Origin of the sequence: Altericroceibacterium xinjiangense, assembly GCF_003958635.1 — a bacterium.
GTDB lineage: Bacteria > Pseudomonadota > Alphaproteobacteria > Sphingomonadales > Sphingomonadaceae > Altericroceibacterium_A > Altericroceibacterium_A xinjiangense.
This window is the reverse complement of record NZ_RSEK01000003.1, coordinates 96,709-115,214: the sequence shown is the minus strand read 5'-3', so window position 1 is coordinate 115,214 and position 18,506 is coordinate 96,709. Positions and strand designations below refer to the sequence as shown.

The 18,506-nt window shown below is 63.8% G+C and carries 16 protein-coding genes; 8 read left to right on the top strand and 8 right to left on the bottom strand.

Annotated elements, in window-relative coordinates:
- The first annotated feature begins 42 nt into the window (after positions 1 to 42).
- Positions 43 to 240 carry a hypothetical protein gene (locus tag ELY13_RS04480; RefSeq protein WP_126172698.1) on the top strand — a complete coding sequence of 66 codons (198 nt, stop codon included), beginning with the start codon at positions 43 to 45 and terminating at the stop codon, positions 238 to 240.
- Positions 241 to 242: 2 nt separating this feature from the next.
- Here the strand turns inward: ELY13_RS04480 and alaS are convergent, their stop codons facing one another.
- The 5 genes from alaS to smpB all read right to left on the bottom strand — a co-directional run bounded on the left by alaS (position 243) and on the right by smpB (position 6,998).
- Positions 243 to 2,915, bottom strand: coding sequence for an alanine--tRNA ligase (gene alaS / locus ELY13_RS04475; RefSeq protein WP_126172697.1), 2,673 nt, complete (start codon positions 2,913 to 2,915; stop codon positions 243 to 245).
- A 155-nt stretch (positions 2,916 to 3,070) separates the two neighbouring features.
- A complete protein-coding gene (gene recA, locus ELY13_RS04470) occupies positions 3,071 to 4,141 on the bottom strand; it encodes a recombinase RecA (RefSeq protein ID WP_126172696.1) in 1,071 nt (356 codons plus the stop codon).
- 119 nt (positions 4,142 to 4,260) lie between these two features.
- Positions 4,261 to 5,883 (bottom strand): response regulator, encoded by a 1,623-nt coding sequence (locus tag ELY13_RS04465; RefSeq protein ID WP_126172695.1) that lies wholly within the window; start codon positions 5,881 to 5,883, stop codon positions 4,261 to 4,263.
- Positions 5,880 to 6,437: a DUF2062 domain-containing protein gene (locus tag ELY13_RS04460; RefSeq protein WP_126172694.1), complete on the bottom strand. Its 558-nt coding sequence runs from the start codon at positions 6,435 to 6,437 to the stop codon at positions 5,880 to 5,882. The genes ELY13_RS04465 and ELY13_RS04460 overlap by 4 nt, the downstream gene beginning before the upstream one ends.
- Positions 6,438 to 6,515: 78 nt before the next feature.
- Positions 6,516 to 6,998 (bottom strand): SsrA-binding protein SmpB, encoded by a 483-nt coding sequence (smpB, locus tag ELY13_RS04455; protein ID WP_126172693.1) that lies wholly within the window; start codon positions 6,996 to 6,998, stop codon positions 6,516 to 6,518.
- Between the two features lie 127 nt (positions 6,999 to 7,125).
- Here smpB and ELY13_RS04450 point away from each other — a divergent pair, with 127 nt between their 5' ends.
- Positions 7,126 to 9,075, top strand: a complete 1,950-nt coding sequence (locus tag ELY13_RS04450; RefSeq protein ID WP_126172692.1) for an alpha/beta hydrolase family protein — start codon at positions 7,126 to 7,128, stop codon at positions 9,073 to 9,075.
- 66 nt (positions 9,076 to 9,141) lie between these two features.
- Here ELY13_RS04450 and dapA read toward each other — a convergent pair whose 3' ends face one another.
- Positions 9,142 to 10,023, bottom strand: a complete 882-nt coding sequence (dapA, locus tag ELY13_RS04445) for a 4-hydroxy-tetrahydrodipicolinate synthase (RefSeq protein ID WP_126172691.1) — start codon at positions 10,021 to 10,023, stop codon at positions 9,142 to 9,144.
- 101 nt (positions 10,024 to 10,124) lie between these two features.
- On the opposite strand from dapA, the gene ELY13_RS04440 reads away from it, so the two are divergent.
- Together ELY13_RS04440 and greB are read left to right on the top strand one after the other, a co-directional pair.
- Positions 10,125 to 12,104 carry a lytic transglycosylase domain-containing protein gene (locus ELY13_RS04440; protein ID WP_126172690.1) on the top strand — a complete coding sequence of 660 codons (1,980 nt, stop codon included), beginning with the start codon at positions 10,125 to 10,127 and terminating at the stop codon, positions 12,102 to 12,104.
- A 77-nt stretch (positions 12,105 to 12,181) separates the two neighbouring features.
- Positions 12,182 to 12,679, top strand: a complete 498-nt coding sequence (gene greB / locus ELY13_RS04435) for a transcription elongation factor GreB (protein WP_126172689.1) — start codon at positions 12,182 to 12,184, stop codon at positions 12,677 to 12,679.
- 138 nt (positions 12,680 to 12,817) lie between these two features.
- Here greB and ELY13_RS04430 read toward each other — a convergent pair whose 3' ends face one another.
- Positions 12,818 to 13,483, bottom strand: coding sequence for an outer membrane protein (locus ELY13_RS04430; protein WP_126172688.1), 666 nt, complete (start codon positions 13,481 to 13,483; stop codon positions 12,818 to 12,820).
- A 277-nt stretch (positions 13,484 to 13,760) separates the two neighbouring features.
- Between ELY13_RS04430 and rlmN the strand changes: the two genes are divergently transcribed.
- From rlmN to ELY13_RS04410, 4 genes are all read left to right on the top strand, one after another.
- A complete protein-coding gene (gene rlmN / locus ELY13_RS04425) occupies positions 13,761 to 15,026 on the top strand; it encodes a dual-specificity RNA methyltransferase RlmN (RefSeq protein WP_126172687.1) in 1,266 nt (421 codons plus the stop codon).
- A 138-nt stretch (positions 15,027 to 15,164) separates the two neighbouring features.
- Positions 15,165 to 15,533: a glycine zipper 2TM domain-containing protein gene (locus tag ELY13_RS04420; RefSeq protein WP_126172686.1), complete on the top strand. Its 369-nt coding sequence runs from the start codon at positions 15,165 to 15,167 to the stop codon at positions 15,531 to 15,533.
- A gap of 272 nt (positions 15,534 to 15,805) precedes the next feature.
- Positions 15,806 to 16,174, top strand: coding sequence for a glycine zipper 2TM domain-containing protein (locus ELY13_RS04415; RefSeq protein ID WP_126172685.1), 369 nt, complete (start codon positions 15,806 to 15,808; stop codon positions 16,172 to 16,174).
- Positions 16,175 to 16,256: 82 nt separating this feature from the next.
- Positions 16,257 to 16,739: a pyridoxamine 5'-phosphate oxidase family protein gene (locus ELY13_RS04410; RefSeq protein WP_126172684.1), complete on the top strand. Its 483-nt coding sequence runs from the start codon at positions 16,257 to 16,259 to the stop codon at positions 16,737 to 16,739.
- A 90-nt stretch (positions 16,740 to 16,829) separates the two neighbouring features.
- Here the strand turns inward: ELY13_RS04410 and ELY13_RS04405 are convergent, their stop codons facing one another.
- Entirely contained in the window at positions 16,830 to 18,407 is a 1,578-nt protein-coding gene (locus ELY13_RS04405; protein ID WP_126172683.1) for an amino acid permease, read from the bottom strand.
- Positions 18,408 to 18,506 lie beyond the last annotated feature (99 nt).

Here is an 18,506-nt window from a genome sequence, read left to right as displayed (position 1 = left end):
TCCGGCGACCCGTACGTTGCTAATGGGAAAGGAGATTTTCGCATGAGCAAGCCGAAACAGAACCCCGACCCCACCGCAAACCCGGAGGCGAACAGCGCCCCCAGCGATCCGCAGCACCAGACGGGCGAGAGCCACGGCTCTCTCAAGACAAAGGGTGTCCCGGATCGTTCACCCCGCCACGATGATACCCCGCGCGGCAGCGAACCGGCCGATCGCTCGGCCGCCACCAACCGTTCGTAAGTTCAGGCGGCGCTGACGGCCTCGCCCGCCAGCGTCTTGCGTACCGCAGCAATGGCCTCGGCGGCGTTCGCGCCGTCGGGGCCGCCGCCTTGCGCCATGTCCGGGCGGCCTCCGCCGCCTTTTCCGCCGAGCGCAGCGACTCCGGCTCGCACCAGATCGACCGCATTGAAGCGGCTTGTCAGGTCGTTGGTCACCGCAACTGCGAACGTGCCGCGGCCTTCATTAACCGCGACAATCGCGGCAACGCCGGATCCCATCCGCGCTTTCGCCTCGTCCAGCAGACCGCGCAGGTCCTTGGGGTTCAACCCCTCGAGCACTTGGCCGGAGAAGCGGACTCCGGCCACGGCTTCATCCTCCGCCTTTGCGGCTCCGCCGCCTCCGCTCAACGCAAGCTGCTTCTTCGCGTCGGAGAGTTCACGTTCCAGCTTGCGGCGTTCCTCGATCATCGCGGCGACTCGCGCCTCAACGTCCTCGGGGCCGGTCTTGAGCGCCCCAGCAACCGCCTTCAGCGTTTCTTCCCGGGTTACGAGCCACTGGCGGGCCGCTTCGCCGGTCAGCGCCTCGATCCGGCGAACACCGGACGAAACTGCGCTTTCCGACACGATACGGAACACGCCGATATCGCCGGTCGCGCGGACGTGGGTGCCGCCGCACAGCTCGACCGAATAGCTGCGTCCATGATCGGGGTGCAGGCGCCCCATCGACAGGACGCGGACTTCCTCGCCGTATTTCTCCCCGAACAGCGCCATCGCCCCCGCGGCAATCGCTTCGTCCGGGCTCATCAATCGGGTCGCGACCTCCGCGTTGTGACGGATCTCGGCGTTCACTTCCGCTTCGATTGCGGCGATGTCGTCCGGTTCCAGCGGCTTCGGGTGCGAGAAGTCGAACCGCAAGCGGTCTTCCGCAACAAGAGAGCCTTTCTGCGTCACATGCTCGCCCAAGCGATGGCGCAGGGCCGCGTGCAGCAGGTGGGTGGCTGAATGGTTCGCCCGGATCCGGTCACGCCGGTCCGCGTCTACCTTCAGGTGGACAGTGTCGCCGACACGCACGGTGCCGCTCGCGATCGCCCCGTGGTGTGCATGAAGGCGGCCAAGCGGCTTGGACGTAGTGTTGACGGCGATCTCCAGATCACCGTCACCGGTGATTTGTCCGGAATCGCCGGCCTGCCCGCCGCTTTCACCATAGAACGGCGTCTGGTTCACCAGCAGGATCACGTCCTGCCCGGCATGCGCCTCGGTAACTTCCTTGCCGTCCGCCACCAGTGCCACGACGCGGCCGTCCCCGCCGGTTGCGGCATAGCCAGTGAATTCGGTCGCCCCTTCCCGCTCGGCGATATCGAACCAGACCTCGCTGTCGGCCGCAGCGCCCGAGCCTTTCCAGGCTGCCCGGGCAGCGGTTTTCTGCTCGGCCATGGCGGCATCGAATCCGGCGCGGTCGACCCCGATGCCCCGGGCGCGCAAAGCGTCCTCAGTCAAGTCATAGGGAAAGCCGTAGGTGTCGTAGAGCTTGAATGCAGTCTCTCCGGGCAAGCTGCCCCCGGCGCCGACGTTGGCCGTGGCTTCGTCTAGCAGGCGCAGGCCCTTGTCCAGTGTCTGACGGAAACGGGTTTCCTCTCGTTCCAGAACTTCCTGGATCAGCGGCTGTGCGCGGGTAAGTTCCGGAAACGCTTGGCCCATTTCGCTGACGAGCGTCGGCACGAGGCGGTGCATCAGCGGATCGCGCGCGCCGAGCAGGTGTGCGTGGCGCATCGCGCGGCGCATGATCCGGCGCAGGACGTAGCCGCGGCCTTCGTTCGACGGCAGCACGCCATCGGCGATCAGGAAGCTGGTCGAGCGCAGGTGATCCGCAATGATCCGATGACTGGCGAGGCTGTCACCGGCAGCCTTCGCGCCGATCAGGTCTTCGCTCGCGCCGACAAGGTGGCGGAAGGTGTCGGTCTCGAACACGTTGTGCACGCCCTGCAGAACCGAAGCGATTCGTTCTAGGCCCATCCCGGTGTCGATGCTGGGGCGCGGGAGGTTGCCCGTGATCTCATCCTGTTCCTGCAGGTACTGCATGAACACGAGGTTCCAGATCTCGACAAAGCGATCTCCGTCCTCTTCGGGCGATCCCGGAGGGCCGCCGGCGACCTGAGGCCCATGGTCCCAGAAGATTTCCGAACAGGGTCCGCAGGGCCCATCTGAACCCATGGCCCAGAAGTTGTCCTTGGTCGCGATGCGGATGATCCGCTCTTCCGGCAGTCCGGCGATCTTGCGCCACAAGCCGAACGCTTCATCGTCGGTGTGGTAGACGGTGACCGTCAGCCGGTTGGGATCGAGGCCGAACGGGCCGGTGACGAGACCCCAAGCGAGCTCGATTGCCCGTTCCTTGAAATAATCGCCGAAGCTGAAGTTGCCCAGCATCTCGAAGAACGTCAGATGCCGCGCGGTGTAGCCGACATTGTCGAGGTCGTTGTGTTTGCCCCCGGCGCGGACGCACTTCTGCGAGCTGGCGGCGCGTGGAGCAGGAGGAGCTTCAAGCCCCGTAAACACGTTCTTGAACGGCACCATCCCCGCGTTGACGAACATCAGGGATGGATCGTTGTACGGAACCAGCGGCGCCGACTGGACGATATCGTGTCCATTCTGCCCGAAGTGATCGAGAAAGGCGCGGCGGATGTCGTTCGTCGAATGCATGGGCGGCAATTAGGGCCTGAGCGCCCGAGCCACAAGCGGGATCACCGCCAGCGGCAAAACAGAATTCCCGATCAGAGTGAACGTTCCCGCCGAACAGGAAAAAGCCGGCGCGGTCGGACACCGCGCCGGCTTGTTGTTTCCTATCCGTGACTGGATCAATCCTCGGAAGAATCGTCCGTGTCCGGCCCCGTCATCATTTCTTCGGCAACAGCGTCCGTCCGGCTGCGGATCGCTGCTTCCAACCGATCGGCGACCTCCGGGTTACTCTTCAGGTACTGCTTGGCGTTTTCACGTCCCTGACCGATACGGATGCTGTCGTAGCTGAACCAGCTGCCCGACTTCTCCACCAGCCCCGCCTTGACGCCGAGGTCGAGGATTTCACCGATCTTCGAAACGCCTTCGCCATACATGATGTCGAATTCGACCTGCTTGAACGGCGGGGCGACCTTGTTCTTGACCACCTTCACGCGCGTGGCGTTGCCGGTGATCTCATCCCGGTCCTTGATCTGTCCGGTGCGGCGGATGTCCAGCCGGACCGAAGCGTAGAACTTCAGCGCATTGCCGCCGGTGGTGGTTTCCGGGTTACCGTACATCACGCCGATCTTCATCCGCAGCTGGTTGATGAAGATGACCATGCAGCGCGAGCGGCTGATCGAGCCGGTCAGCTTGCGCAGGCTCTGCGACATGAGCCGCGCCTGCAAGCCGACGTGGCTATCACCCATTTCACCTTCGATTTCGGCGCGCGGCACCAAAGCGGCGACCGAGTCGACCACCAGAACATCGATAGCATTTGACCGCACCAGGGTATCGACGATTTCCAGCGCCTGTTCGCCCGTGTCGGGCTGCGAGACGATCAGTTCATCGATGTCGACGCCGAGCTTCTTGGCATAAACCGGATCAAGCGCATGTTCCGCATCGACAAACGCGGCCGTGCCGCCCGCCTTCTGCGCTTCCGCAATTGTGTGCAGGGCGAGCGTGGTCTTGCCCGAGCTTTCCGGACCGTAGATCTCGATAACCCGGCCGCGGGGCAATCCGCCGACACCGAGCGCGATATCCAGGCCGAGCGATCCGGTCGAAATGGCTTCGACCTGCATCGCCTCGCGGCTGCCGAGCTTCATGGCCGAGCCCTTGCCGAACGCCCGATCGATCTGGGCAAGCGCGGCTTCGAGCGCCTTTTGACGGTCCAAATTGCTTTCCTTGTCCACCACTTTCAGATTAGCCGCCATGACATGGCCTCCATCATATTCCTAGGCCCAACAGGCAGGGCCGCGCAATTCATCGACTGACGTGTATGTATCGCTTTTGTTCTACAGGAACAAGGGGAGAACGAAAACTTTCCTGGCGCTCACGTTCGCTGCAAAAGCGCGGCGGCGCGCGCGGCGATCTGCTGAACGCCAAAAGGCTTGGCAAGAACGTCTGCCCGTTCGCCGGTCAAATCGCGCAGAAGCTGCTCCTCGGCATAATCCGCCAGGAACAGGATCGGCAGGTTTGCGCGGATGGCATGGATTTCCGTCACCAACGAGGCCCCTTCCGTCCCGGGCAGAAGAGCGTCAGCGATCACCATGTCGAACGCGTGATCGCTCAGAAGGTGCAGCCCTTCCTCGGCATCAACGGCAACGGTGACCCGATGATTTTCCCGCGTCAGCGCTCGCTCCGCCACAGTGCGCACCGTCTCCTCATGCCCGATCAGCAGGATTTCCCCGCCACCGCCCGTTGAGCTCTCCGTCACCCGAACGGGAGCAGCATCAGGCCGCTCGACCTGCCCAGGCGAGGCGAGGGTCAGCAACACGGCCGCCGCTCCGGGCCCCCGCATCCCGGCAAACGCCAGTGCGCCGGTTCCTCCCGGCTGGTTTCTCAGGCGCACGTCGATCCGGCCGCTCAGGCCTCGCGATTGCCCGCAGCGGCGTACGGCGTCGGACACCGCAGCCTTGTCGTGCGGCAGGACGAGGTCCGACGGATAGGGCGGCAGCGCTTGCTGCGCCTCGATCCCCGCCGCTTGTCGGAAAGCCGCGTTCGCAGTGAGGAAGCGCCCATCCCGGTCGGTGACCGCCAGTCCAAGCGGCAGATGATCAAAAAGACTTTCTGTCGGCGAGGCCGGACCTTTCGCTTCCCCCGCCGCTGCAACGACGCTCGAGTCGATCAGGACCATCAGCGAATCGCTCACGTCCCCGTCTGCTGGCGAGTCGGCCATTGGGATTTCGACCAAGGTCTGCGCGCTGCCCTTGCGGCCTTCGCGCGTGAAGTAAACTCGATCTCCCGCGGCGCGAATGACGCTGGCAAAGTCTTGCCCCGCCATACTGGCTTCTTCATCTCCAGCTGCCCGGCGCGCCAGCCCCGAACTGGCGGCGCGGATTGCTCCACCCGGCCCCACCAGCGCCAGTTCGATCCCGCCCCGGCTGAGCGAGCCGGCCAAAACACCGGCCACGTGCTGCGGATCGACCGCTTCGCTCGCCTCCACCGCAGCAAATCGCCAGACGAGGTAATCGTCGGCGCGCCCGGCCCGCTGCGCCTGCGCCGTCCAGCGGCGCTGGCCATCCTCGATCTCAACTGGATCGCTCTGCCCGTCGCGCCACGCGCTGCGGACAATTCGGGCAAGCTCTTCCGCAGACAACTGGTTCACGGGCAATCTTGGCGGCGCGCCGGAGAAGCCGAACCAGGATTCGAACAATCCATTCGCGCAGACCAGACGATTGGCGCGGTCGGTAATCGCGATTCCCACGTCCTGCCGCTCGATGGCTGCAAGTGTCACCGCCCAGTCGGGCGTCATGCCGGCCTGGTCCTCAGCCCCGGGCTTTCGCCGAGTGACCGCGAGGACAATCAGGCCCAGCGCAAGCAGCCCCCCGGCATAGGCGATCGTGGGGACTACGTGTTCGGTCGCTATGAAGACCAGCGCAATGCTGGCCAGGATCGCGACCGCAACCAGCAGGATTTCAACATTGCGGGGCGGGTTTGCGGCAGAGTTGCTCATTCGGCGGGATCAAGCATCCTGTAGAGGATCAGTCGCCGCTGGCGCCTTCGCATCACGAGATGGCGCCAGACGAACGACGTCACGAAGTACCCGATCGCCGCTGCGGCAACCGAGATGATCGTCAAGCCGAGAACGAGCGCCGGGGCTGCGTCGGAAAGCAGCCACGCAGCCCACTCCCCCACCCCCGCACCCTTGGAATAGAGCGTCGTCAGCGCGGCGATATCGGCGTGGAACCCGAGCAGGTTTCCAAGGTAAAGCGATCCGGCGAGGATCAGCGGCGTGGTGACCGGGTTCGACAGGAACGTCATACCCGCGGCAATCGGGACATTGGCGCGGAACGGAACACACATCAGGGCCGCGCCGACGATCTGGACGCCTGGGATCAGGGCAAAAATCCCTACCAGCAGCCCTATCGCAACTCCCCGGGGAACGGAGCGGCGAGTCAGCCGCCAAAGCTCCGAACGCCGAGCAAGACCGCGCGTGAAGCGGCTTTGCTCAAGCTGCTCTCGGCTCGGCATCTGGCGTTTCGCCCAGCGGCTAAGGCGGGTACTCATCGGGGCCTCGATTACACGAATGCGGCAACTGCGAAAGCAATCATGCGACCACCAGCCTGAACGGCTCGTTTAACGACTTCAGCCGCGCTCCCGCATGATGCGAGCCTTGTCCCGCTGCCAGTCCCGGTCCTTCGTCGTCTGCCGCTTGTCGTGCGCCTGCTTGCCCTTGGCGAGCGCCAGTTCGACTTTCGCGCGGCCGCGCGAATTGAAATAGACCGACAGCGGCACCAGGGTCATGCCCTGCCGCTCGACCGCGCCGGTCAGCTTGCTGATCTCACGCTCATGCAGCAGCAGCTTCCTCGGGCGCTTCGGTTCATGATTGAAGCGGTTGCCGTGGCTGAACTCGGGAATGTTGGCGTTGACCAGCCACACCTCGGCGCCGCGAACTTCCGCGTAGGATTCAGCGATCGAGCCTTCGCCGGAGCGCAGGGACTTCACCTCCGTGCCGGACAAGGCGATCCCGGCTTCGTACTTGTCCTCGATGAAGTAGTCGAACCGCGCGCGCCTGTTTTCGGCGACGGTCTTCTGCTTGTCGAAGGTGGCGGGTTTCGGGCGGGCCATGGCGAAGGCATGTAGGCTGCCGCACCGCCGAACGAAACCCCCTTCCGCGTGCTTCTTCTGCTGCTCGTCATTCCCTTGCGCTGCGAGGCATCAACTGCAACTCTGCGGAGACCGACGGGGGTCTCAAATGCCGAATTTTCGTAATGCGCTTCTGCGTTTTGCCGCGTGCGTGGTGGTTTTGCCGGGCACGCCTGCCGCGGCCCAGCCGGTCCAGCCGCCTCCGCTGACGGCCTATGGCTCCCTTCCCGACTTCGAGATGATGGAGCTTTCCGACAGCGGCGCGCACATTGCGGCGGTGGCCACGGCGCAGGGCAAGCGCCTGCTGATCGTTTTCGACCGTGAGATGCAGCCGCTGCGGAAGATGGAGATCGGCGACGTCAAGGTGCGGGGGATTGACTGGGTGGGCGACGAATGGGCGTTGCTGACCATGACCCGGACGGAGCAGATCGACACGGGACGGTACCCCGAAAAGGTCGAGGTAGGCAGAGTCGCTATCATCCCTGCACGGGGAGCCGGGAAGATCCGGTTCGTGTTCGGAGACCAGCCAACGACCTTTCCCGCCGTTTTCGGAAGCTTCGGCACGCGGAAGATCGAAGGAAAATGGCACGGCTTCTTCAGTGGCCTGGAACTGGTTCGAAGCCGGGGCGGCTACGCCCTTCCCCATCCGCGACCGGCCCTGTACTCGGTCGACTTCGAAACCAACCAGGCCGTCCGGATCGCTGATGCATCGCCCCCTGGTGGCGATGCCGATTGGCTGATCGGAGCGGACGGGTCAGTCGTCGCCACGTTGCGCATCGATTATGCCGGATCCTGGACCATCGAAGGCGCTGGCGGCCAGATCGCATCCGGGAAAGCGCGGACAGGCGATGTGGATATTGTGGCTTTAGGCCCCCGGGGCGACACGATGATCTATCAGCAGACCGATCCGGAAAGCGGGACGACACAGTGGCTCGAAGCTCCGCTGGACGGGAACGCTCCGCCACATCGGTTTCTCGATCAGGCGGAAGTTGATCGCTACTTCACGCACGTGGACGGACGCTTGCTGGGATACCGGTCCAAGACGACTGGCCACCCTCACTTTTTCGCCGTGGAGCACCAGAAGGTCGCCGACAGGATCGACCGGGCCTTCCCCGCCGTCGACGTCCGGCTGAGCGACTGGACTGCGGATTTCACGCACGCGCTCGTCCGAACCAGCGGGAATCGGGATAGCGGCACCTGGTACCGCGTGGACATGGACGCGATGCGGGCAAACAGCATCGCGTACGAGCGGTTCTCCATCCTGCCGGAGCAAGTGGGGCCGATCCGCACGATCAGCTACACGGCGGCCGACGGTCTGGAACTCGACGGCATCCTGACACTGCCGCCCGGCCGCCCCGCGAAGGACCTGCCGCTGGTCATGCTGCCGCATGGGGGACCGCACGCGCATGACGACGCGGCGTTCGACTGGTGGGCACAAGCGTTCGCATCGCGCGGCTATGCCGTGTTCCAGCCGAACTTCCGCGGTTCGACCAATCGCGACGACGCATTCGTCCGGGCGGGCCACAAGGAATGGGGCCGCAAGATGCAGACCGACATATCGGACGGCCTGGCCGAACTGGCTCGGCAGGGGGTTGTCGATCCTCGCCGCGCCTGCATCGTCGGCGCAAGCTACGGCGGCTATGCCGCACTGGTCGGAGTCACGATGCAACAAGGGGTCTACCGCTGTGCAGTGGCCGTGGCGCCGATTGCCGATTTGCCCCTCATGTACCCGATCGACTATTATCTGAACCGATCGGGAAGGTTTTTCCGGCTCTCCCTGACAGAGGAACTCGGTTCGCGCACCGGATTCGACGACATTTCGCCCAGCCGCTTCGCGAGACAAGCCGACGCTCCGATCCTGCTGATCCATGGGCGCGACGACACTGTCGTGCCTTTCGAGCAAAGCGAGAAGATGGCGGACGCGCTCAAGCGGGCGAACAAGCCCTTCCGGCTCGTGGAGCTGGAGGATGAAGACCACTGGCTTTCACGGAGCCGCACGCGCAACCAGATGCTCACGGAAGCGGTTGCATTCGTGCAGGCGCACAACCCGGTCGACTGATACGACCGGGTCGTGTCACCGTCTGGTCAGAAGAGTCCGGGTCTGATCAGAAGAGTTCAGGCCTCGTCAGACGAGCCTGGCGTGCTCCAGCGCCTCGTCCACCGCCTTGCGCGCCCGGTCGCTGCACGGAGTCAGCGGAAGGCGCACCTCGTCGGTCAGCCAGTCGTGCACGCGGCTGAGGGCATACTTCACCGGCGCCGGGCTCGCATCTTCGAACATGGCGTAGTGGAGCGGGTACAGAAGGTCGTTCAATTCGCGGGCCCGGATGAAGTCGCCTTCGGCGCAGGCCCGCTGGAATTGGGCGCACAGCGCGGGCGCGACGTTGGCGGTTACCGATATGCACCCGGCCGCGCCTGCGGCGTTCGCCGGCAGCGCGAGCTCGTCATCGCCAGAAAGCTGGCAGAAATCCTTGCCGATACCCATCCGGTGATCGACCACGCGGCTTAGATCCCCGCTCGCATCCTTGATGCCGACGATGCGATCCGGGAAGCGCTTGGCCAGTTCGCAGACGGTTTCCGGCTCGATGTCGGTCACCGTGCGTCCCGGGACGTTGTACAGGATGATCGGCAGGTCGGAATGTTCGGCAAGGTAGGAGAAGTGCGCGATCAGGCCTTCCTGACTCGGCCGGTTGTAATAGGGGGCGACGCACAGCGCGGCGGACGCGCCCGCCTTCTTCGAAAAGTTCATGTGGAGCAGCGCGTTCTTGGTGTCGTTGCTGCCGCAACCGGCGATCACCGGCACACGGCCCGCGGCTTGTTCGACACACAATTCGATCACCCGGTGGTGTTCCGCGTTCGAAAGGGTCGAAGCCTCCCCGGTCGTGCCGCAGGGGACCAGCGCGCTGCTGCCGTTTTCGATCTGCCATTCGATCAGGCGGCGAAACGCGCCTTCATCGAACGATCCGCCGGAAAAAGGGGTGACCAAAGCCGGAATCGAGCCCGAAAACATTTACTTATCCCCTTTTCTTGGAACAATATCGAGGGAAGCGGGATCGGCTGCACGCCTCAACCGTACCATGTTCAGCGACTGATAAGGAGAGCGTGGGTAGAATGTCCAGCATGGTCGGACTTCCTTTTAAAAACATCGCAATTCTTGCCCTCCCGCTGTTCGTCGCTTCGGCGCCGGCAACCGCGGAGCAGGAAACCGTAATCGTGCAGCCAGCAGCGAGCTGGACTGCCGCAGATTGGGACAATGCTCGCGCGCAGCTCGTATCGCGCCAGCCGGGGCGAATTGCTCCGGCAATCGCGCAATGGCAGCAGCTTTCGGCGAACAAGAATTACAGCTTCGGCGATTACGCCGGGTTCCTGCTCACCTATCCGGGACTTCCCGACGAGGAAAAGCTGCGGTCCTACGCAGAGGCGCGGCTCGATGCGGAGCAGGTGCCGAACGATCGTCTCGTCGCCTTCTTCGATCGCTTCCCTCCGCTGACCAATCCCGCACGGGCACAGTACGCGCTGGCGTTGATGGGCACCCGTCCGGCTGAGGCGGTGGAGATGGCTCGGTCCGCCTGGCGCGGCGGGTCGATGGACAGTACCGTCGAGGCGGCGATCCTGGCCATGTACGGCACTCAGTTCACGCAGGCCGATCACGATGCGCGGATGGACGCGCTGCTCTGGTCGCGGGACCGGCAGGCTGCCGAACGGCTGCTCGCCTATACCTCGCCTGACAAGCGCGGGCTGTTTACTGCGCGGCTGGCAATTCTGCAGGGCGGCGACGGATGGACATCCGACGCGGCGGCCCTGACCGATCCCGGATACTTGTGGAACCGATCACGGGAGCTGCGGACCGAAGGCCGCGATGCCCAGGCGGTGGAACTGCTCGCCAACCGGCCCCCGCTCGCTTCTCGCCCGCAGGATGAAACCGCCTGGATCGGCGAGCTGCTGAACGTGGCCCGGCTGGCCCCGGGGCAGCGCGCGCAGCGGATTGCCGCCTCGGTCGACGATGCTTTCGCTCCGGGTGAAGATATTTCCACCAAGCCTTACAAGCTGCGCGACGACTACACTTCGCTGATGTGGCTTGGTGGAACCCGTGCCTTGTGGGAGCTGGGCGATGCCGCCGGTGCAGCCCCGCTGTTCTACCGCTACGGCGCGGCGGCCCGAACGCCGCAGACCCGCTCGAAGGGATTTTATTGGGCCGGGCTGGCTTCCGAAAAGGCCGGCCAGGCAGCCGACGCCCAACGTTACTTCGAAATGGCGGCGGATTATTCCGACCGGTATTACGGCATGCTGGCCCTGGAAAAGCTTGGCCGCCCGGTGGCGATCCCGCAGCGCCAGCCCATCGTTCCGACCGAAGCGGAACGGGCCACGTTCATGGCCAGGCCGCTGACGCAGGCGGTGATGGAAGTAGCGCGTGACGCTCCATGGAACGTGGGCATCCGGTTCTACCGCGAACTCGCCAATCAGGCGAAAACGCCCGCCGACTACCAGCTGGCGATGGAGCTGGCCCAGAATATCGGGCGGCGTGACCTGGCGGTCATCTTGGCCGATGCGGCGGCCGCTGACGGCCACGAAAGCCTGATCTCACTCGGTTTTCCGACGCTGGTCACGCCTTCCGGCACGGATTGGACGATGGTTCACGCAATTTCCCGCCAGGAAAGCCAGTTCGCCGAGAACGCGATCAGCCATGCCGGTGCGCGGGGGCTGATGCAGCTGATGCCGGGGACTGCTCGGGAGCAGGCGGGCAGGAGCGGGATGACCTATATGTCTTCCTCCCTCATCGAGGACCCGGCGTATAACGTGCGGCTGGGCGATGGCTACTTCCAGCGGATGCTCGGCTACTACGACGGCAGCTACCCGCTCGCCGTTGCCGCGTACAACGCCGGACCGGGCAACGTGAACAAATGGCTGCGCGCGAACGGCGATCCGCGAACAGGTTCGATCCAGTGGATCGACTGGATCGAACAGATCCCGTTTTTCGAAACGCGCAACTACGTGCAGCGCGTGCTGGAAAACGCCGCGGTGTATGAAACCCTGCACCCCGACAAGGCCAGCGCCCGCAGGACTCGCCAGCTTCGCGAGTTCCTGCGCTGACGTGATCCCTGCGCAAAGGCGGGCCGCCCACAGCGGCTCGCCTTTGCCTGCGGGACGAACTCGCCTATCGGCAGCAGATGCCTCCTCCTTCCCACCCGATCACCCCGGCCGGCTACGCCGCGCTCAAGGCGCGGTATGACCATCTTCTGGGTAAGGAGCGTCCGGAGATCGTCGAGATCGTCAGCTGGGCGGCGGGTAATGGCGACCGGTCGGAGAACGGCGACTATCTTTACGGTCGCAAGCGGATGCGGGAGATCGACAGGGAACTGGCCCACCTCGCCCGGCGGATGAAAGCCACGCGAGTCATCGATCCCGCGAGCCAGCCCGATCAGTCCCGGGCCTTTTTCGGCGCGACCGTGACCATCGCTGACGAAGACGACAACGAACGCACCCTGACGCTGGTGGGAGATGACGAGCAGAACGCCTCCGACGGACGGATCGGCTGGAGCGCGCCGATTGCCCGTGCCTTGCGCGGTGCCGCCGTGGGCGATTTGCGCACGGTCCGGCTGCCGGAAGGTGAAAAAGAATGGGAAGTCGTGGCGATCCGGTACCCGGACCCGGCCGCAGGCGGCTGACACGCGCGGTGCGGGCGGTCGGTCCGCAGCACCCGCTTTGCATTACATCAAGGGCCGGCGCTCCGCAGGCGGTGATCCCACGCAAAGAAGCGGGCCGGAAGGTTGCCCCTCCGGCCCGCCGATGCTCACGTCGTTGGATCAGAAGCGCCAGCCGACGGCGGCCACGACCTGGTGGCGATCCGTGTCGATGTCGAAACGGTCGCTATCGGCAATGCCTTCCGCCTCGAAATCCAGTTCGCCTTCCTTGTAGTTGGAATAGCGATACTCCAGCCGGCCGAAGGCGTTGCTGCCGAACTTCCGCTCGACCCCGGCACCGACACGGTATCCATCGGCGTCGAAGTTGCGATCGTAGTCGGTCGTGCCGTCACCGCCGACGTAGTTGAACCGGGCGTTGGTGTAGCCGCCCTTGACGTACAGCAACGTAGCGGGCGAGATCTTGTAGCCTGCGCGAGCACCGACGTAGATGTCCCTCCCGGTATCGACACTGCCGAGGCCGAAATTGGTGAAGTTGTTGTCGTAGTCGGAATCGGCGGTCGAATCCGTCAGTTCGGCTTCGGCACCAACTACGACATTCCCCATGTCAACATCGTAGCCGCCGGCGACGCCGTAGACGATGCCTTCAGCCGAATGGTCCACGTCAGGATCGAGGTTGTCGTACTGCTCGCTCCCGGCCTTGTTGCTGTCATATCCGGCAACGCCTGCGACCCACGGACCTGAAAAATCCGAGTAGATCGACTGCGCGAAGGAAGGGGTGGCAACCACCGCCGCAGATTCGGCAGCGACTAGGGTGAGACCCTTTTTCATTCGTAAACTCCGTTACTTACTCAATCTGCGACACACGCCGCATGGCAAGAGGAATGAGCCGGAAGGAGTGAGGTTTCATGAACACAGCACAACGGAAAAGCCGATGCTTTTGTGCAACACTCGCACTCGGCGAGCCGTGACAGAAAGCCGACAGAAAGCCGGAACCCTGATCTCCATGCGAGCCTGAATGCAGCGGAGTTGCCGCTTTGCCGCGGCGCACCACCAATTCATCGTGCATCTTTGCCACGGAGCACAGCTCACCCTATATCGCCCACTTATGACCGACACCGCTCTCATGCCGATCCCGGGACAGATTGATCCCGTGCCCGTCGCTCGCGACATCACACCGCGCGAGGATGGCCGCGTGGACCTGATCGGACTGCCAAAGCTGCGGATCGCCGAATTGTTCGCGCAGGCTGGCCTCGACCCAAAGCAGGCCAAGCTGCGGGCCAAGCAGGTATTTCACTGGCTGTATCATCGGGGCGTCACGAGTTTCGACGCGATGACCGATATCGCCAAGACCATGCGTCCCTGGCTGTCCGAGCGCTTCGTCATCGGCCGGCCCGATGTGGTCGAGGCACAGCACAGCACCGACGGTACACGCAAGTGGCTGCTGCGCACGGCCGACGGACACGATTTCGAAATGGTGTTCATTCCCGATGCGGATCGGGGAACGCTCTGCGTATCGAGCCAGGTCGGCTGCACGCTGAACTGCCGCTTCTGCCACACGGGAACCATGCGGCTGGTCCGCAACCTTACGCCCGGGGAGATCGTGGGTCAGGTGATGCTGGCCCGCGATGCACTCGGCGAATGGCCGAAAGGACGGATGGACTTCGCCGAAGCCGAGGGGGCGGATGCGGATGAAGAGGAAACGGCCGAGTATACGGCGGACGGTCGCCTGCTGACCAATATCGTCATGATGGGCATGGGTGAGCCGCTGTACAACTTCGACAACGTGCGCGACGCGCTGAAGCTGGTGATGGACGGCGACGGCCTAGCTCTGTCCAAGCGGCGCATCACGCTGTCTACCAGCGGCGTGGTGCCGATGATGGAGCGCTGCGGCGAAGAAATCGGGGTCAACCTCGCGGTCAGCCTTCACGCCGTGAACAAGGAAATCCGCGACGAGATCGTGCCGCTCAATCGAAAGTACGGGATTGAGCAGCTGCTGGAAGCCTGCGCCGCCTATCCTCGCGCTTCGAACGCGCGCCGGATCACGTTCGAATATGTCATGCTGAAGGATCGCAATGACAGCGATGCGGACGCGCGTGAGCTGGTCCGACTGATCAAGCACTACAAGCTACCGGCCAAGGTGAACCTGATCCCCTTCAACCCGTGGCCCGGCGCGCCTTACGAATGCTCTACTCCGGAGCGGGTTCGCCGCTTCTCGGAAATCGTGTTCGAGGGGGGCATCTCGGCCCCGGTTCGCACGCCGCGCGGCCGCGATATCGATGCAGCGTGCGGGCAGTTGAAGACTGCGGCGGAGAAGAAAACCCGGGCGGAACTGGACCGGCTGGCAGAAGAGAAACAGGCCGCTCTCGGGTAGGCTCACCTCGCCTGTCACATGCCCGCAACAGTTTGGCGGCGCCCCCGAAAATTTTTTTCTGTTAATCTGGGGTTGTGGATCGCTGAACGAAAATCCTCGTTGTGGAGCAATGACCAACTGCAACGGAAAGTCAGGATTATGAGGATTACTTTTCTCGGTATCGCCGCGGCTTCGCTGCTTCTTCCGGCTGTCCCTGCTGCGGCGGATCCGCCACCTTGGGCCCCGGCGCACGGGAAGCGCGCCAAGCAGTCGCAGATGTACGACAGCCGGGGCCGCTACTACGAACCGCGCCGCGTCTCTTCGGACCAGGTCTGGCGTGGGCGTGATGGCCAATACCACTGCCGGCGTGAGAACGGCACGACCGGCTTGATCGTCGGGGGTGCCGCCGGTCTACTGGCTGGAAGAGCCATCGATACGCGCGGCGACCGCACCACTGGAACGGTCCTCGGCGCGGCGGCCGGCGCTTTGCTGGGCCGCGAGGCTGAAAAGCAGCTGCGCTGCCGCTGACAGGTGTGGCAGCACCCTTGCTTCTCCCGACGAAACACTTGGGCCGAGTGCCGCCGCCAGGAGAAGCAGAGGGCCCACTGAGTTGCAAGAGATGGAGCTGGCAACTCGAGCGGAAGTCCTCGGAGGCTTCGCGCCGTTGTTGTCGCCACGTCCAAGCGACTCACATTCGGCAGCACAAGCCGGAAACTTTATCGGATAAACCGCATTTTTGGATCGCTGAACGAAGCTCTTCGTTGTGAAGCAATAACCAACTTCAACGGAAAGTCAGGATCATGAGGAACACTCTTCTCGGCATCGCCGCAGCTTCGCTGCTTGTTCCCGCCTTACCTGTTACCGCCGGTTCGCCGCGTTGGGCACCGGTGCCGAAGAACCGCATCCAGAAGTCACAGATGTACGACAGCCAGGGCCGCTACTACGAACCGCGCCGCATCTCGTCGGACCAGGTCTGGCGCGGACGCGATGGCCAGTACTACTGCCGGCGTGAGGACGGCAAGACCGGCTTGATTGTCGGCGGTGTCGCCGGCGTTCTGGCCGGAAGGGCCGTCGATACGGCCGGCGATCGCACGACCGGGACCGTCTTGGGTGCTGCCGCTGGCGCCCTGTCGGGCCAAGAGGCCGAAAAGCAGCTTCGCTGCCGCTAACGGGTGCGGCAGGCGCCCTTGCTCTCCTGGTGGAACAACCCGGCCAAGTGCCCGTTCGCCAGAAGAAGCAAGGAGGCGCATGATGAATTACAAGGATGGCAAGCCCGAAGAACTCAAGCACAAGTTCTGGAAGGCCTTGGCCGATTCGCCCTATGTCTTCCTCCAGCTCGATAGCGATCCGCACACGGCCGTGCCGATGACTGCTCAGCTGGACAAGGACGCAGACAGCGCGATCTGGTTCTTTACCAGCCGCGACCACACGTTTGCCCAGGGTGGCCCTGCAACTGCAACTTTCGCAGGCAAGGGGCACGACATCTTTGCGCGGTTCAATGGGACATTGCGGGAAGAACTCAGCCGCGAAAGGCTGAACGAGGAGTGGAGCAACTTCGTGGAAGCGTACTTCCCGGGCGGCAAGGACGATCCGAACCTGCTGATGCTACGTATGGATCTGGGCACGGCGGAACTCTGGAACAGCGATCTGGGCATGCTCACCACGGCCAGGATGATGCTTGGCAAAGACGTTCGCGCAGAAGCTCGCAAGGAAAATACCAAAACGACGCTGTAGGCCGATGCCGGAGCAGGTGGAGCAGTCCGCCGGCCTCAGGTCCTGACAGGAGACGAGCCAGCAGGGGATCCCCTGCTGGCTCGAACCTTTTTAACGACCGGTATCGTCGACCCCCGGGATGTCAGGCTCCATGTCCGCATATTCAGGCTCATGCACCTCCACCATCCCTTTGCCGAGATGGCTGTGCCGCCGGCCATAGAGGAAGTAGACCAGCAACCCCAGCGCGCCCCATGCCGGCAGGAACAGCATCGCCTCGGTTGGCAGGTTGAGGAACAGGAAGATACAGCCTCCGATCGTGAGCAGTCCGACAAGCGTGGCGGCAGGAACGCGGAAATGCCGCTTCCGTTCAGGGTCCCGCTTGCGCAGGATCAGCAGCGCAATCGCCACCAGGGTGAACGCGTAAAGCGTACCGGCGTTCGAGATATCCGCCAGCTTCCCTACCGGAAAGAACGCCGCCCCGACTGCCACGGCCGCTCCGGTAATCGCGGTGACGATGTAAGGCGTCTTCCAGCGCGGGTGCACGCGGCTGAGGACTTCCGGCAACAGGCCGTCACGGCTCATCACGAAGAAGATACGTGTCTGGCCGAAAAGCAGCACCAGAATGACCGAAGGCAAGGCAAGAAACGCTGCAATCCCGAGCATGTTGCCAACCCAGGAGAACCCGATCTGCCGCAGAACGTGCGCCAGAGCCTCGTCGGAGCAGACCAGAGCCGCTGCATGTTCCGGCATGGCGCACTGGCGGGCAAGCTCTTCCGAACCGGCCGGGAAAGGCACCCCGGTCGGCCCGAGGATCGGCTGCCCCCCGATGGTGCCGACGGCACCCGCCGCCACAAGGATGTAGAACACCGTACAGAACAGCAGCGATCCGATCAGCCCGATCGGCACGTTGCGCTGGGGATCGCGGGTTTCCTCCGCCGCGGTCGAAACCGAATCGAACCCGACATAGGCAAAGAAGATGGTCGCCGCCGCGCCGACCGCGCCAACTCCGGTTCCGAAACCGCCGAAGACGCCGGCGGGAAGGAACGGATTGAAGTTTGCCGTGTCGACTCTCGGCAGCGTCAGGGCGACGAACGCCGCGAGGGCGATCACCTTGATCGCCACAAGCACCGCGTTCACCTTCGCGCTTTCGCTGGTGCCGACGATCAGCAGGGCCGTGACGAGCAGCGCGATGACCATCGCGGGAAGATTGATGACACCTCCGGCTTCGCCTCCCAGGAACAGCGGACCGGCCCGCAACCAGGCAGGTAAGTCTATTCCCATGAATTCGTTGAGAATGGTCCCTGTGAAGTACCCCGACCAGCCGACCGACACAGCGGCAGCGGCGATCGCGTATTCCATGATCAGCGCCCAGCCCACCGTCCAGGCGACGAACTCGCCCACCGTCGCGTAGCTGTAGGTATAGGCGCTACCCGCGACCGGAATCATCGCGGCAATCTCGGCGTAGCAGAGCGCGGCAACGATGCAGACCATGCCGGCGATTATGAAGGCGAGCATCAGGCCCGGCCCGGCTTTCTGCGCACCGGCGGATGTCAGAACGAAAATCCCTGTACCGATGACCGACCCAATGCCGAACAGGGTCAGCTGGAACCAGCCCAGGGATCGATGCAGGGACTTCTTCTGCGCTGTTTCCAGAATGGCATCGAGCGGCTTTACACGGCCGAAAATCATACGTTTCCTCCCACGGACGAGCTGAATCCGCGCTTGTCCGCCGCGCGGGAAGCTAGCGCCGCGTTTGGTGAACACAAGGCGTAATCTGCGGGCTTTCCC